This is a genomic window from Deltaproteobacteria bacterium (genome assembly GCA_016180845.1).
GTDB lineage: Bacteria > UBA10199 > UBA10199 > JACPAL01 > JACPAL01 > JACPAK01.
Window position 1 is genome coordinate 127418 of the sequence record JACPAK010000002.1, and the last position, 16152, is coordinate 143569.

At 50.4% G+C, this 16152-nt stretch carries 13 protein-coding genes; 5 read left to right on the top strand and 8 right to left on the bottom strand.

Annotation, left to right across the window (positions count from 1 at the left end; translation table 11 throughout):
- Window positions 1-7 precede the first annotated feature (7 nt).
- From HYT76_04780 to HYT76_04790, 3 genes are read right to left on the bottom strand one after another with little or no spacing between them, the layout of a single operon-like run.
- Entirely contained in the window at window positions 8-1036 is a 1029-nt protein-coding gene (locus tag HYT76_04780) for an alcohol dehydrogenase catalytic domain-containing protein (protein MBI2082864.1), read from the bottom strand.
- An 11-nt stretch (window positions 1037-1047) separates the two neighbouring features.
- Window positions 1048-1830: a 3-hydroxy-5-phosphonooxypentane-2,4-dione thiolase gene (lsrF, locus tag HYT76_04785; protein ID MBI2082865.1), complete on the bottom strand. Its 783-nt coding sequence runs from the start codon at window positions 1828-1830 to the stop codon at window positions 1048-1050.
- A gap of 2 nt (window positions 1831-1832) precedes the next feature.
- Entirely contained in the window at window positions 1833-2912 is a 1080-nt protein-coding gene (locus HYT76_04790) for a M20/M25/M40 family metallo-hydrolase (protein ID MBI2082866.1), read from the bottom strand.
- A gap of 106 nt (window positions 2913-3018) precedes the next feature.
- Here HYT76_04790 and HYT76_04795 point away from each other — a divergent pair, with 106 nt between their 5' ends.
- The 5 genes from HYT76_04795 (at window position 3019) to HYT76_04815 (ending at window position 11344) form a co-directional block, all read left to right on the top strand.
- On the top strand, window positions 3019-4188 hold the full coding sequence (locus HYT76_04795) for a hypothetical protein (protein ID MBI2082867.1): 1170 nt from the start codon (window positions 3019-3021) through the stop codon (window positions 4186-4188).
- A 36-nt stretch (window positions 4189-4224) separates the two neighbouring features.
- Window positions 4225-5373: a hypothetical protein gene (locus HYT76_04800; GenBank protein ID MBI2082868.1), complete on the top strand. Its 1149-nt coding sequence runs from the start codon at window positions 4225-4227 to the stop codon at window positions 5371-5373.
- 10 nt (window positions 5374-5383) lie between these two features.
- Window positions 5384-6574, top strand: a complete 1191-nt coding sequence (locus tag HYT76_04805) for a hypothetical protein (GenBank protein MBI2082869.1) — start codon at window positions 5384-5386, stop codon at window positions 6572-6574.
- A gap of 100 nt (window positions 6575-6674) precedes the next feature.
- Complete coding sequence (locus tag HYT76_04810) at window positions 6675-7703, top strand: hypothetical protein (GenBank protein ID MBI2082870.1); 1029 nt, start codon at window positions 6675-6677, stop codon at window positions 7701-7703.
- The gene (locus tag HYT76_04815) at window positions 7703-11344 is read left to right on the top strand and encodes a hypothetical protein (protein ID MBI2082871.1); all 3642 of its coding nucleotides are present in this window, start codon (window positions 7703-7705) and stop codon (window positions 11342-11344) included. Before HYT76_04810 ends, HYT76_04815 begins: the two co-directional genes overlap by 1 nt.
- A gap of 74 nt (window positions 11345-11418) precedes the next feature.
- On the opposite strand, the gene HYT76_04820 is transcribed toward HYT76_04815, so the two are convergent.
- Genes HYT76_04820 through HYT76_04840 form a run of 5 tightly spaced genes read right to left on the bottom strand, consistent with a single transcriptional unit; the run spans window position 11419 to window position 16126 of the window.
- The gene (locus tag HYT76_04820; GenBank protein MBI2082872.1) at window positions 11419-12264 is read right to left on the bottom strand and encodes a UbiA family prenyltransferase; all 846 of its coding nucleotides are present in this window, start codon (window positions 12262-12264) and stop codon (window positions 11419-11421) included.
- Entirely contained in the window at window positions 12252-12797 is a 546-nt protein-coding gene (locus tag HYT76_04825; GenBank protein ID MBI2082873.1) for a UbiX family flavin prenyltransferase, read from the bottom strand. Before HYT76_04825 ends, HYT76_04820 begins: the two co-directional genes overlap by 13 nt.
- Window positions 12794-13486: a ubiquinone/menaquinone biosynthesis methyltransferase gene (locus HYT76_04830; GenBank protein ID MBI2082874.1), complete on the bottom strand. Its 693-nt coding sequence runs from the start codon at window positions 13484-13486 to the stop codon at window positions 12794-12796. The genes HYT76_04825 and HYT76_04830 overlap by 4 nt, the downstream gene beginning before the upstream one ends.
- On the bottom strand, window positions 13483-14937 hold the full coding sequence (locus HYT76_04835) for a menaquinone biosynthesis decarboxylase (GenBank protein ID MBI2082875.1): 1455 nt from the start codon (window positions 14935-14937) through the stop codon (window positions 13483-13485). The genes HYT76_04830 and HYT76_04835 overlap by 4 nt, the downstream gene beginning before the upstream one ends.
- Window positions 14930-16126, bottom strand: coding sequence for an amidohydrolase family protein (locus HYT76_04840; protein ID MBI2082876.1), 1197 nt, complete (start codon window positions 16124-16126; stop codon window positions 14930-14932). The genes HYT76_04835 and HYT76_04840 overlap by 8 nt, the downstream gene beginning before the upstream one ends.
- Window positions 16127-16152: the final 26 nt, after the last annotated feature.

Below are 16152 nucleotides of genomic sequence, written 5' to 3' on the forward strand. Positions count from 1 at the left end.
TTTTATTCTAACGCGAAGGATCGAGGATAATTTTCAGTGAGTCCTTCGCATTCACCACGAGATCAAACCCTTTTTGAGTTTCAGAGAGGCCAAGTCGATGGGAGATGAACTCCTTGGCGCGAATCTTCCCGCTTTGGATCAGATCCAGTGAGAGACGATGATCTTCGGGGCTTGCGGCGTAGGAACTCAACAAGGTGACTCCACGTTGCCAGAAGATATCGTTGAGCTGAAGATCGAGGTGTTGGCTTTGGCTGACCGGTGCAAAGAAGAGGACGGTTCCTCCACGGTCTGCAGACTCCAACGCCTGCTGGTTTACTTTCTCAATACCGACACAGGTGATGACGACATCGGCCAGGCGTCCCTCGTTTGCTTTACGTAATTTCTCGGGAGAAAACTCATTGGCCAGAAAAATCTGATCGGCACCAAAGCGCTTGGCGGTCTCCAATCGAAAAGGGACAACATCCGTCGCAATGATTCGCTCTACCCCTTGATTTTTCGCAAGGGCAACATGGAGCAGGCCAGCGGGACCGCATCCCATGACGAGAACCGTCTGACCACGACGAACAGCAGCCTTTTTTTGTCCTCGCACAACACAGGCGAGTGGTTCAATAAGCGTCGCTTCTTCAAAAGAGACGTGATCGGGCAGCTGATAAACGCCGTATTGAACATTGATCTTGGGCAGGCGGATCCATTCGGAAAAACCACCGGGGTCGAAATTGGTCTTGTGGATCATGTCGCAGAGGGTGTGGTGCCCAAGGCGACAGTAGTGACACTCGAAACAAGGGACATGATGGGAGGCGGCAACCCGATCCCCCACCTTATATTGAGTGACTCCCTTGCCGACTTCGACGATCTCCCCTGAGATCTCGTGACCCAAAACGCGAGCTGCCTTGCCGGCCCGATACCACTCCATGACATCACTGCCGCAGATACCTGCGGCGCGTGTTCGGAGGAGTATCTCTCCTTCACCGATTTTTGGAACCGGTCTCTCTTCAATTCGGACATCACTGTTATTATAGTAATTGGCAACTCGCATTTACTCGCTCACTATCTCTTTTTTATCGTCTCATATAATTCAAACGCCTGTCCCACCGTAGCTTTCTCATGCACGATCGAGCGTACCGCTTGGATCATCCCAACGGGACAGTCGGATTGGAAAATGTTCCGTCCCATGTCAACGCCAGAGGCCCCATGCTGGATCGCATTGAATGAGAGTTCAAGCGCCTCGCGTTCCGGGAGCTTTTTCCCACCGGCGATGACGACCGGCACAGGACAACTCCCAACCACTTTTTCAAAATCGTCACAGTAGTAGGTTTTGACGACGTGCGAACCGAGCTCAGCGGCAATCCGGCATGCAAGAGACAGGTATCGGGCATCTCGGACCATCTCCTTGCCGACTGCTGTGACGGCCAGGACCGGCAGCCCAAAATTCTCAGCCTCATTAATGAGGCTCGCCAAATTACATAAGGATTGCTTCTCATATTCAGCACCCACAAAAATAGAACAGGTGACTGCGGAGGCGTTTAATCGAATCGCATCCTGTATCGATGTTGTAATCGCCTCGTTCGAAAGCTCTTTAAGGATGCTCGTCGCGCCGGAGACGCGCAGCACAATCGGAGTTCGGCTTTCGGGATCAACGGAGTTTCTTAAGACACCGCGAGTTAACATCAGACTATCGGCATAGGGCAGGAGTGGCGCGATTGTCTTTTGCGGATTTTCGAGACCGCTCGTTGGTCCCAGAAAATAGCCATGATCCACTGCCAACATGACGGTGCGACCTTGAGGAGGTCGCAAGATTTGTGAAAGTCGGTTTTTGATTCCCCAGTCCATGGTTATTCCCTCCCAAAATTTAGGATAAATTCTTTAAGGACGTCCTTATAGATAAGGAGTTTTGAAAACTCAACGTATTCTTCAGCGGAATGTTGCCCCCCTCCGACCGGTCCAAACTCGATTCCCGGAATTCCGAGAGGCGTGTAATATCGGGCATCCGAGCTCCCATCTTGACCGAATAAGATGCAATCGGGGTACCTCTTCCTGCAGATCTTGTAGAGTTGCTGGACATGGGGATTCTGCAGTGATGTGACGACAGGGGGACTCGATCGAATTTCCTCCATGGCAGCGCCATATCTTTGCATAACCTCTGCAATCTGTCGTTTCACCTCTCGAAGGTCTTGTCCTGGAAGATGGCGTACATCGAGTGTCATTTCACAGAGATCCGGTGTCTTGTTAACAGAGTCTCCCCCAGCAATTTTTGTGAGGTTAGCCGACGCGCATTTGAAGAGCTCCGATGACTGGGAGATATAAGGTAGTTTTTGTAAATCTTCGTAGATACGTATCGCCTTCAGAATGGCATTGTCTCCGAGCCATGGTCGGGAGCCATGAGACGCCTTTCCTCGAACGGCGACTTTGAGAAAAACAGCCCCTTTTGATTGTACAGAAATTTTCAGATTTGTCGGTTCACAACAAACAATAAAATCTCCTTTATATCCCTTCTGCGCAAGGTGGCCGGTTCCTTCTTTGCCTCCCACCTCTTCATCCGGTACGAATTGGAACATAATCCGGTTCTTGAGTTTCGAGAGATCGAGCTCACTCAGGATCTCCATAAAAACAGCAGCCGATGCCTTCATATCAAAAATTCCTGGACCGATCAGTCGATCCCCCTCTTCACGAAGCATAAATTTGCCGGGATCATTCTCTACGACGTCGATGTGGGCATTGAGGATTAAACATCGATCTCCTTGTCCGACAGTGGTGACAAGGATCTTCATCCCTTTATTAAGGATAACCTCCGAGGGGATATTTCTTTGTTGAAGATACTGATGAATATAATCAATGCAGCGGTTAGACTCCTCGATAGTGTAGCTCTTGAAGGAGACGAGATTGCCGAGGATTTCTTTAAGATTCGAATTCATTGCTGTTTAAAAGTTGGAGCACCCTAGTATTTTCAGCCACTTCCTGTCAAATGCCCTTTATTTCACTAGCAACGTTTCGCCCTGATTTTTCGATACATTGGCTGAGATGCTTATCAGGACCGTGAGGAGCGTTCTTCTTATCATTTTTGTGACCTCTCTCATCCCTCATCTGGGATATGCCCTCGATGCTGGTTATGAACGCGGTTTTTACCTCCTCTCGGATGACAAGAACTACAAATTTCAATTCAATATCCGGGCCCAACCGCTCCATGAGTTTGTCTCAAAAGAGTCTTCCATCGATGAAAACTCGTTCACGCTCGCCCTTTTAAGGACCTATTTTACGGGGCATGGTATTTCACCGAAGTATCAGTATTTCCTCTCTGTCGAATTCAGTAAGGGGGCCGGGATGAATGAAGGTTACCTGAATCTTGCCTTTACCGATTATTTTAAGGTGATTGCCGGACGCTACTTTATTCCGATTAATCGTGAAGATGTCTTTGTGAATACCGGGTTGCAGCTTGTCGATGTCTCGATCGTTTCTGACCACTTCGGTGTGAATGAGGATTATGGAATGGAGATTTATGGGAGTCCCCTGGACCCACTGACCTATTATCTTTTTGTGGCGAATGGTGGCGGTGAAAAGGCGGCAACGACAGGCAAAAATCAGAACAAGGATCTGCTTGTTGGGACTCGACTGGAATACAACATCCTGGGTGAACAATTTGAGTATCAGGGAGATCCGGAGATCTCAAAAAGCCCAAATCTGGGTATTGCAGGAACTATTCTCTATGACTTTGGTGCGGATCAAGAAACCCAGGATTTTGAGGATTTTCGGACTCAGCAGATCGATCCGCTAGAACCTGCGCTTGTCAGGGGAGACATTGATAGTGGTTTTTCCTGGTATGGCTTTAGCCTGATCGGCCAGTGGCAGTATGCCTATAATACACGAGTGCGTACTATCGACCATGGTCTCACAGCCCAGACCGGCTTTTATGTTGTTCCGAAGAGGATTGAGATTGCGGGTCGCTGGTCGTCTGTTTTTCCCGATTTTCCCTTTCCGGCCCTTGCCAATACAGGGATTACTGCTCCTGATGATGAAGAGGAAGGTGAACTGGGAACCGGGATGCCGGTTCATGAGTGGGTTACTGGACTCAATAGCTATTTCAGGGGGCATGATCTGAAGCTCCAGATCGATTACTCGCAGATCTTGAATGTAGGGGGTGCGAGAAATATCAACGATCAGCGGGTCAGGACACAGTTAACCTTTGTTTTCTAGCAACTTTAAGGAGTTGCGGTCGATAATTTGATTGCCATGAGAAAATTTTTCCAGATTCTCTTCGGTATCGTTTTTCTCTTTGTTTGTCGGATCGGACTTGCCGTTGACGGCGGTTATGACAAGGGGTTTTACCTGCTTTCCGACGACAAGAACTTCAAATTTAAATTCAATATTCAGATCCAGCCCCGCCACGAGTATGTCGCAAAAGAGGCAGCCCTTGACACCAATAGCTTTGGGCTCTCACGGATGCGGACCTATTTTACCGGGCACAGTTTTTCACCGAAGTTTAAATACACCCTGACCGTTGAATTTAATAAGGGGGCCGACGTTCGGGATGCGCATGTCAATTTCGAGCTCGCTGATTATTTCAAGGTTCGGATTGGAAGATTTTACATACCGATCAATCGTGAAGATGTTTATTCCTCTGTTGGTCTCCATCTCGTCGATACCTCCATTGTCTGGAGCCATTTTACGGTCAATCGCGATTATGGTCTTCAGATTTCAGGAAAGATCGTCAAACCGCTCGACTATGCTGTTTTCATTGCGAATGGTGGCGGAAACAATCCGGCGAAAGCGGGGCAGAACCTCAACAAAGAAATGCTTGTTGGTGCCCGCCTGCAATCAGTCATTATGGGGACGATACCAAGTTATCAGGGTGATTACGATATGTCAGAGTCACCCAATATAGGCTTGGGGGGAACACTCCTCTTTGATTTCGGTGCCGATCAGGAGACCGAGGGATTCAGTACCTTTGTGGAACAGTCGATCGATCCCCTGGAGGATAAGATATTGCGTGGTGACCTCGATGGTTCATTTACCTGGCATGGGTTCAGTCTCATGAGTCAGTGGCAACTCGCCTATAATACCGTTTTTCGAACGATCGACCATGGGGTGATGGTTCAGAACGGGATGTTTATCATTCCCAAAAGAGTGGAGGTCGCTGGTCGATGGGCGTCTGTTTTTCCTGATTTTCCATTTCCCGCGTTGGCCAGTACAGGAATTACGAAAACAGGTTCGGAGATCGGGACTGGAACCCCGGTTCATGAATGGGTTGGTGGAATCAACACCTACTTCAGGGGACACGATTTGAAACTTCAGATGGAATACTCCCAGATCATGAATGTGAATGGTGTTCGCAATGTCAATGATCAGATCATCCGGACCCAGCTGACGTTCGTATTTTAAAAATTGAATTATGGCTGAAGGGGTAAAAGTCACGGGGGGAGCCAATGTGGGGTTTTGTAACGGCTCTTCCACGAGTGCCGAGAAATGCCAGATCGCCGAGGCGAAAGGAGAGGTGGAGGCTGGACTTCCACTGATCAAAAAGATCGGTATGGCGACTGGTATTTCGATCAGTGGCTATGTCGGGAAGGCAGCCAGTTTTGAGCGGGATCCGACGGACCTTACCCCTATTCGAGTGAGGCCAACGGGGGATGAACCAGGGGATGAATATCATCTGTTTGAGGCTGAATGGATCTTTGTCCCTTTTCTTATCGATGCGAAAGGATCGAAGGGAGGAGTCAAGGCCAAGCATAACAATCTCGTTCCCTCTATTGCTGTCTCTCACAAGGGAAAACCACCGCTCTTTGTTCCTTATATCGCCTTAGGATCAACAACAGCTGAGCCCTCTACTAAAGAGCTGCGCCCTGCGATCGATCACCCTTTTGCGGCGGTCATCACGGGGACAGGGGTTCCCTCCACATTTGCGGTTCGAGGTGGATTGCAAGAGATCGATGTAAACAGGGCTATCTCCTTGAATGTAGAAGGAGGTGCTGGTCTCGTGACAGAACAGGCGGGTCCGTTTGGTAGTGGTCATGCCGCATCCGGATGGTCGATCCTTGTCTCCGGTCGGATCTTCTTAACAGACACCTTGACCTTTCGAGGAGGGTTTCAGCATACGAGGCGGAATGCCCTTCAGGAGCCGGCGCTGAATAAATTTACCGATGGGAAAGGGACGACGCATGTGACAGGGGGTTATGCGGTGTTGGAGGGTTTGTTCAGCGAACGTGTGACCCTGTATGGGGGAGGAGTGAAGAGTCATGTCGACCCGGATGAGGGTGAAACAGCTCACGAACAAACTCGTGTGATGTCGTATGGGGCGATTGCTGTAAGCCTCCCTTGGGAAATGAAGATTGCCCTGATGCATGGTCAGCAGGTCTTTACCGAAGGGGAGGAGGATGCCGAGAGGGGACGGATGGAGGGTGGGGTCACGTCGGTCCAGCTGACCAAGGATTTTGGTCATGGGGTTTCATTGGATGTGCTCGGGTTCCGGCAGGAGGTGGATGGAGAGAAGATCGGGATGGAGGAGGAACAGGAGGTCCTGAACCCGGTTCATTTCGACGGTTCTGGGGGGATGGCGCTGCTGAAGTGGGAATTTGATCTTTAACGATATTTATTAGCAACTTTTTGTCGTTGGCGACGAAAATTTCGGTGCGCGAAACATAATTTCTTCTTGGGGGGAGAAATGAAAGGTGAGGAGAAAAAATATGGCCTCTACTCCAGGTATCCACCCCCTCGTTTTGGGTAGTTTCACAGCTGCCCCTGCTGCCCCACCACCCCCTAAAACAAAAGAGCAATTAGAACGGGAAAAGACTCAGGCCGAGATCGATAAGCTGAATGCCGAGGCCGAAAAGGCGCGGGTTGAGGCTGCGAATGCGAAGAAATCCGAGCCGAAAGAAGATCCCCTCCCCCAATGCAATTTCAGAGAAGGAAAATGGTGTCATGTTGCCCGTTTCGGGGCGACCTGGAGGGTTGTCCATTCGAGTGCCGGAAACGGTACTTTTGAGACCACGGACGATCCGCATGGTTCCCCTAATCCTCAATACACCTACGACCCAAAATCCAATGGGCTTTTTGGGGCGTTGGGGTTTTATGGAGAATGGCACAATCGCTGGTTCAGGATTACGCCGAATGGCCCTTACTTCTTAGCTGGTGTTGCTGTTGGTTGGGACCAGACGAAGTGGGACTTGGATAAAGGTGATCTACCGGAAGCCCTCAGAGAATTGGTCCAGGATTCTCCGGTGAAACAGGAGGATTGGAGTCTTGGGGTGCCGATCGGAGTGGAGGTTCCCATTAGAAATGATGCGATCACGGGTGTCTCGTTTTTCGTGACGCCCCGCTATGTGCGTACGACCTACATGGCAGATGCCCAAGGAGTCGGACAGACAGGAGGGGCCTACATTACCGGTCTGGAAATCAATGAGGATGAGGATGGTCGGACCTTGGCCCCAACGGTCCACCGGTTTCCTGGTCTGTCGACGAATAGTTTTGGACTCGATTTCGAAGGTCGGGTCCACTTAAGTCGGTGGATCGATGTTGTTTTCGGATATGGTTTTAGATGGACAGGAGATATTGATTCAGAAATCGGTGACGAAGAGCGCCTTGTTGCCCGTGGAATTCCGCGGAGTGAGATTCCTCCAAATAGGCAGAATCAGCCGATCAGTGTGGCCACTCCCAATGAACAATTTATCTGGGGTGGTTTTGGGTGGAGATTTGAAGCATTGGGAGGGAAATAATGATGAATTACAAAAAAACATTCAAAATTTTTCTCGTCTTTTCTCTCTTTTTACTAGGGACTGTTCAGCCGCTCTTTTCGGAGCAGGTTTCGGACACCCGTTGCCAGAGAAACTCCCGATTTGAGTATGATGATATCGACCAGGATGGGGATGATCTGAAAGACTGGGAAGAGGATCGAAACCATAACTGCCAGTTGGATCCCGGTGAGTCGGTCCCGTATCTCCCTTTTTCTGGTTTTACCCGTCCGATTCCAGGTGATGCGACGGATGAGATGAAGCGGTTGATGGCACAGGACACCGATGGTGATGGTATCGATGACCTGCATGAATATTTTCGAAATGAAGCGGCACATAATGAATATGTGGACTTGGTTGGGGTACTTGCGGCGGAGGAGCAACGTATCGATGATAATGAGGGAAATACTCTTTTAACCCAGACGCAAAAAGATCGGGTCTTCCGATGCCCGAATGCAGCGAATCCGTTCAACTGTGATGGTCGGAGCGATGGTTACAATGCCAACGATCTCCATTCTGATAATGATGGTATCCCGGATCGTTTTGAAAACTGCGACGGAGATATTGAAGGAAATATAGCAGGTGCGCGGTATTGGGATCCAGATAGTGGAGAAAACGGTGCGCTTGTCCAGGGGACACCAGAAACACAGCCGATCGCTGAAATAGAAGGAGACGCCTATACCAAGTGTCTTTCCCCGGAGAGGATGCAGTTTTTCGGGAACAAGATCTATCTCTGGCAGGAAACCGATCCCTACAGCGATGATACCGATGGTGATGGGATTCCTGAGGGAGCTGTTTCACCGGGAAAGGATCTCTGTCCGAATCAGGGGACACTCGAAGCTCCTGAAGGAGAAATTCTTCCAGAAAATTTGGCTGCGGTTGCCACCGCTGATTTTAGCTGCGTTCAGTCACTCTGCCGTCCGGACCTCTTTGCGATGTTGCCGGACAATTGGGACACCGACCGCGATGGACGGAATGACAAGATTGAGGATCTGAATGGAAACTGTGCGATTGATCGCATTGGGGTGACTGAGGAGTCGGGTCCTTTTGACTATAATTCCGATGATGATTGTATCGATATCGATGGTGATGGTGCGTGCAGCGAGAGTGAAACAACAAATTATCCCTTAAGTGACAGGGAAGATCCCTGCCCCCTCGATTCCGACCCGAAATGCGCCTACGTTTGCAAACCAGGTGGGTTTGACGGCGATATCAAGAATGGGAAGCATGTCGGTCATGGGAACTTGGTCGATCGCGATAGATATGATTATGACGGTGATAATTTGTCAGATCTGACAGAAGATGCGGATGGTTACTGTGACTATACCGGTCCCACTGATCTTCGGGGTGCGAAGATGGGTCGGGCTGTTGTGAGTAAAGAGACCGATTGGAGGGATGCCGATACCGATAATGATGCCTATATCTACGATGAAAATGGCGATCCGACCGGAGATCCGCTGTTTGATCCTCTTTCTGGAACCCAACAGGCGAGAGGAACCGATTATTATGATGGATGTCCTCACCTGAATCCAAGTCAGGATGAGTCGAATGAATGGCCAAATTGTCTCAGGCATTATTGTAACAATGAGGGTCTCGGGAGGCTCAACTATACGATCACGAGTGACAGTGACAAAGATGCCGATGGCGATGGATTCGATGATATTGAGGAAGATACGAACGGGAATTGCCGTTACGATGCGAACGAGACGAACTGGCTCTCTGCTGACTCGGATGGTGATGGTATTATCGACACTTCGGATCCGACCTGCCGAAGCCATCCGGCACTCTGGCAGAGCCTTGATGCCGACGGTGATGGTCTTCTGAACGGGCAGGAGGACTGGGATGGTGACTGTATCTTCTTCCCAGCGGATCCGCTTGAGACCGATCCGTATAGTCCTGCCGCCACCAGCGACGATGAATTGGAAGACCGTGATCGCTCGTGCCGAAATCCACAATTGCACGAGGTGTGGACCAACCTCGATAGTGATGGGGATGGTCTCACGAATGGTCAGGAGGACTCGGCAGGAGACGTATCGGATTGCGATCTCGATGAATGGGAAACGAGTCCCTATGATGATGACACCGATGATGATGGTATTAGGGACGGCGACGACACCTGCCGGCATCCGACTCTTCATTCACGATGGGCGGCCCTTGATGCCGATTTTGACGGATTGCCGAATGGTGACGAAGACGCCAATGGCAACTGTCAGATCGATCAGTTCGAGACGAATCCATATAGTGCCGACACGGATGGAGACGGATTTGACGATCGCGATGACTCATGCGGACACCCTGAGCTTAAGGGTCAGTGGGAAACGCGCGATACCGACGGTGATACCTTAACGAACGGTGATGAGGATTCCGATGGAAATTGTCAGGTCGGTCCTTATGAATCCGATCCATTTGATCCTGATACCGATGATGATGGTCGAAACGACTTTGAGGATCCTTGTGCCTACAGCTCGGATGCGACCTGTCTGACACGATGTAATCCTGCCTCGAGCTTTGATGACGAAGGGAAAGACTCCGATGGCGACGGACTGAAGGATGTCGAGGAAGATTCGAACAAGAACTGTCTCTACTTTGGGATCATCGTTCAGAATGGTCATGGACCGACGGAGTCGGATCCTTTTGATACGAGTCTCTATGCGCGTGACTCTGATGGTGATGGACTCTCAGACCGTGTTGATGGTTGTCAGAAACGGCCTGATGTTGGTGGAGTCTTGCCGAGTATCACAGTACCGGTTTCTCTGGAAGAAGAGGTCTGCTCGCGTGAGCAGTGTCTGGCAGCGACCGGCAGAGATCCGGGTGTCCTGAAGGACTCCGATCGCGATGGTGTTCCAGATATTAAAGAAGACCCTGATTTTGACTGTATCATCAGCGCCGAGAGCGAAACCGACCGGTTTAATCCCGATACCGATGGTGATGGGATCCCGGACGGTGTTGAGGATAGCAACAAGAGTGGTGAGGTAGAAATGGATGCGGAAAAGGGGACTGGAGAAACGAATCCACGTGATGCCGATAGCGACGATGATGGAATTCCGGATGGTGTCGAGGATGCTAATCAGAATGGTCGGTATGACTATGGTGAACTGAATCCACGCTTGAATGATACCGATGGAGATCTTATTCCGGACGGTATTGAGGATCGAAACCGGAATGGTCTCTGGGAAGGCGGTCAGTTGCAGGCGACCGGTCCTTGCCGTCTGACCGATGCCTCTGGTGCAAGACTCCTCGATGCGACGGGGAATTCACTGAATCCTGAGAGCTCCGGGTATCTGAAGGATTCGGATCTGGATGGTATCGAAGATAATTTCGAAGACTCTAACTTGAACGGTCTTTTCACCAATATCGGTTCCCGGTTCAAATCGACCCTCATGGTCGGTGGTCAACCGTTGCCGGCTGAAAAGGTGCTTGAGTTTGGTGAATCGCATCCGTGTGATAACGATACGGACGGTGACACTCTGTTTGATGGCCAGGAAGATATGGATGGCAATGGGACGCTGAACTGGAAGGATGGCGAAACAAGCCCGATTTCGCCACACACCTTCGGAGAGCCAGATACCTCGAGGCTTCAGAGAAAACTCGGGATGAGCGGGTGTACGCTGATCCCTGAAAAATAGGCTTGGGCATCCTGCTGGAGTACCAGTAGGGAATTCCAAGGGGCGCCCCGCAGCGCGGGACGCCCCTTTTTATTTCAGAACACTGAAATAATTACTCCCGCCAAGAATACCACCGAAACATACCCATTCATATTGAAGAAGGCGGCATTGACCTTCGAGAGGTCGTTCGGCTTTACGAGGGTATGTTCATAGACAAGCAGGAAGAGGCAGATGGCAAGGGCGAACCAATAACTCCAGGAAGCCTCGATCAAAATTCCAAAGAGTGAAAAACCCAAAAAAGTGATCACGTGAAAGAGTCTGGAAACTAAAAGTGCTTTTTTGATTCCAAGCGCGACGACCACCGAATGCAGGCCTTCTTTTTTGTCAAATTCAGAATCGAGCGTTGCATAAATAATATCAAAACCGGCGACCCAAAAGAGGACACCAATTCCTAGAATCAATGATTCCAAACCGAACTCTCCCGTGGTGGCGATCCAGGCCCCGATTGGAGCAAGCCCCAGGGCAATCCCGACAAAGAGATGCGCTAGTGGAGTGAATCGTTTTGTGTACGAATAGAAAAAAACAAAGAAAAGGGCGATAGGTGAGAGGCGAAGACAGAGGGGATTGATCGCAGCGGCACTGAGTACAAAAAGAAGGGCAGAGATCACGGAGAGGCTTAAGGCAAAACGGCGGCTGATAACACCGCGGGGGATTTCACGAGTGGCGGTTCTAGGATTCCGCGCATCAATCTCCGCATCGAGATAACGATTGAAGGCCATCCCGGCGGTGCGGGCTGTGACCATACAAGCGAGGATCAGAAGGATGATTCGTAAGGGGGGAAGACCATTCGCAGCAACCAACATCGAGGCGAGGGCAAAAGGCAAAGCAAATAGGGTGTGGGAGAATTTGATGAGGGAGAGGGTATCAGCTAGCTTCCCCATCTCGCCCTCAAATCATTCTCAATCCTCATCTGATCCAGTACCCGCGCAATCACCGTATCAACCGCCTCCTGGATCGTCTTTGGTTTCGAATAAAATGAGGGGATTGCCGGGAGCACGACGGCGCCGGCGAGCGTGACGAGTCGCATATTTTCGATGTGGATGAGGCTGAGAGGGGTCTCGCGTGGGACGAGAACGACCCGTCTTCTCTCCTTAAAAAAGACATCGGCGGTCCGTGCGAGCAGGTCATCGGAGTAACCATGAGCGATCCGACCGAGCATCCCCATGCTGCAGGGGATCACAACCAGCTGATCGTACTTTGCTGATCCGCTGGCAAACGGGGCTGAAAAGTCCCGACTTCCATAATATTTGAAATCGTACTCCCGATAATTGATCCCACACTCCTCGCGACCGATCTCGAGGGCATTTTCCGAGGCGGTGAGGGTCACTTCATGAGGAGTGGTCTTCAGGAAATCGAGCAGGGTCTTGGCGTAGATAGCCCCTGATGCGCCTGAAATGCCGATGACTAGTTTCATTTCTTCTCCGCCACAATCAATCCACTAATTCCACCCGTCAGCCTCTTGACCACCTTCACCTCAAAACCGTTCTCTTGCAAAAGATGGCAGTACTCGTCAATCGTGTAGAACCCCCTCACCGAATCTCGAAGGTGCTCATAGGCATGGGGATGACGCGAGATCAGACGACCGAGTGGTGGGATCACAAACTGGGCATAGGTCGAATGAAAAAGCTGCATGACCCAATTATCCGGACGGAAAAATTCGAGGATCACCAATCTTCCCTTCGGAGAGAGGAGTTGATGGATTTTTCGGAGTGCAGCTTGATTATCGTCTAGATTTCTCATTCCATACGCACACATCATTCCGTCAAAGAACGAAGGTTGGGCATCAAATTTGAAAAAGTCGGCGCAGACTGTCGAAAATCCCCCCCGTCCCCCCTTTTTCAAAGTGGGGTGACGTCTGAGTCCTTCATCCAACATCTCCTGTGAAAAATCAACTGCCGTGACCTCTGCTGAAGGATTGATCTCGAGAAGAGCCATGGTCATGGAGAGTGTTCCGGCACAGAGATCCAGGACCTTTTTCTGGTTTTTGAGATAGGAGACCCCTTTGTTTCTCCAGCGCTTGTGTTGTCCGAAACTCAGGAGGGTGTTGAGGAGATCGTATTTTGGGGCGATGGAGGTGAAAAGTTGTTGTATCTGTTCAGTCATAGACCCAACTTTTTCCAGATTTCATCAACCCTTCTTTTTACATTATCATTCATCTTCAGCACCTCCGGCCACTCTCGTGAAAAACCCTCCTCTTTCCACTTGCGCGTCGCATCGATTCCCATCTTGGATCCATAGGCGAATTGTGGGGCGGCATGATCGAGCGCATCGACCGGTCCCTCCGCGAAGATAATGTCACGCTTGGCATCGATATTGTTTGAGACCCGCCAGGCAACCTCTTTCAAATTCTGTACAGGGACATCCTCGTCGACGACAATGATACACTTCGAGAACATCAATTGCCCAGATCCCCAAATCGAGTGCATGATCTTCTTCGCATGCCCTGGATATTGTTTTTTGATCGAAACGATCGCGAGATTGTGAAAACAGGTCTCGATCGGAACGCAGAAATCTCGGATTTCCGGAAAAGTCATCTTAATGAGGGGTAAAAAAATCCTTTCGGAGGCCTTTCCAAGCCATCCATCTTCCTGGATCGGTGGACCGACAATGATTGTGGGGTAGATCGGATCTTTTCGATGTGTGATCGCGGTCACATGGAAGAGGGGGTAGTCATCGGCGAGTGAATAGTAGCCGGTATGGTCCCCAAACGGACCTTCTCGGACGAGCGGTTCTGTGGGATCGACGTACCCTTCGATGACAAAATCACAATCGGCCGGGACCTCGAGATCGACCGTCTGGCATCGAACCAGCTCCACCCCTTTTTTTCTGATAAAACCGGCGAGGATCAGCTCATCGACATTATCCGGCAATGGAGCGGTTGCGGCATAACCATAAGCAGGATCCCCACCGAGGCAAACAGCGACCGGGATTTTTTTCTTGAGCTCACGGTATCGCTGATAATGTTTCGAACCTCCTTTATGGATCTGCCAGTGCATCCCGGTTGTTTCCTTATCAAAGACCTGCATCCGGTAGGTGCCGACATTCCGGATTCCGGTATCAGGATCTTTTGTGATCACGATCGGAAAGGTGATGTAAGGGCCGCCGTCACCCGGCCAGCATTTTAAATAAGGCAGAATTGAAAGATCCGGCTCTTTCAGAACAACATCCTGACAGGACCCTTGTGAAACTGGTTTTGGAAGGAAGCTGGCGAACCGGGCCATCTTCGGGAGCATTTTGAGTTTATCGAGAATTCCTGTCGGCGGTTCGGTCTTCAGGATCCCTTCGATCTCTTGGGCGATCTCCTCGACATCCTCAACACCCAAGGCCCAGGCCATCCTCTTCCAGGTGCCGTAGGTGTTTATCAGGAGGGGGAATTGTGACCGGGTCCCATCGACCTTGATGACATTTTCAAAAAAGAGGGCAGGGCCGCCTGACTTCGTGGTGCGGTCGGTGATCTCGGTGATCTCGAGATCGGCCGAAACAGGTTCCTTGATCCGAACGAGTTGGCCGCGTTCTTCGAGGAAGGAGACAAAATGACGGAGGGAATTATACATGTCGCATCACCCTCCCCCCCGTCATCGAAAAATTTACCTCGTCTACCATCAATAAAGCCTCATAAGGGTCGACGTTATCATCCCGAATCGGTATGGCGATAATATCCGCCTTCTTCCCTATCTCAATCGTCCCGATCTCATGATTCCACCCCAATGCAGTGGCTCCATCGATTGTCGCCATCCTCAAGAGATCTTCTCCACCCAGCGACGGATATTCCTCTTTCATGATTCTCATCTGTTTCAACATACTAAGGGACTCGTTGGATCCCAAGCTGTCTGTTCCTATGGCAATACGGATTCCATGACGCAGCAGAGTTTCCAGAGGGAAGCGACGGTTGCCAAAGAATCGATGACTGCCGGGGCAGTGTATAACAGTGACGTCGGTCCCCCGCAAGAGCCGGATTTCTTCATCGGTTAAGTGATTTCCATGGACGAGCATCAGGTGGGACCTAAGCCAATCGTTCTCCTTGAGCCAGTGTATCGGAGAGGGGTCTGGGAAACGTTCTATCCCTCCCGCTTCGAGAACCTCTTCTGAGAGAGGGCTAAGACCTTTTCGGAAAAATTCATCTTCCTCATGATTTTCCAGCATGTGAATAGAAAGGGGAGTGTTCCCCGCGCGCGGTTCGAGGATCTCACGAAGGATCGGTACCGGGACTGTATAAAAAGAATGCGGAGAGATTTGAGCAGAGCCAAGATCGCTTTCCAATGCGGCAAGTCTTTCATGACCTTTCTTGAGAGACTCTCGTGCGCGTTCTTCACCCGGTCCCAAGATCTCGAAGAAGAGAAATTCCCGAAACACGGTTTCGATCGGTTCCAAAAGAGGGGATCTATGATCGGCGAGCGTGGTGGTTCCTCCCTGAATCAGCTCTGCGATCCCATTTGTAACCCCGGTTTTCCATTCTTCGGGAGTCAGAGAGGCGTTTTTTACGAGGAGTTGGAGGACCCAGTCGGTAAAGGAATGGGTCGGCGGGATCTTTCCCTTCAATGCCGAAAACTCGAGATGGCAATGGGCATTAACCAGTCCCGGGATCAGAATAGAATTTCCGAGGTCGATGATGTCACTCACATCCCTTTTGGAAAACCAGGTACGGGATCCGATATCTTTAATTTTTCCATCTTCAATCAAGACAGCGGCATCCTTAAGCGGAGGCGTTGCACCGGTGAGGAGCCATTTGGCGGTGAGGAGCATTTGAGAAAATTAGAAGACAAGAGGGA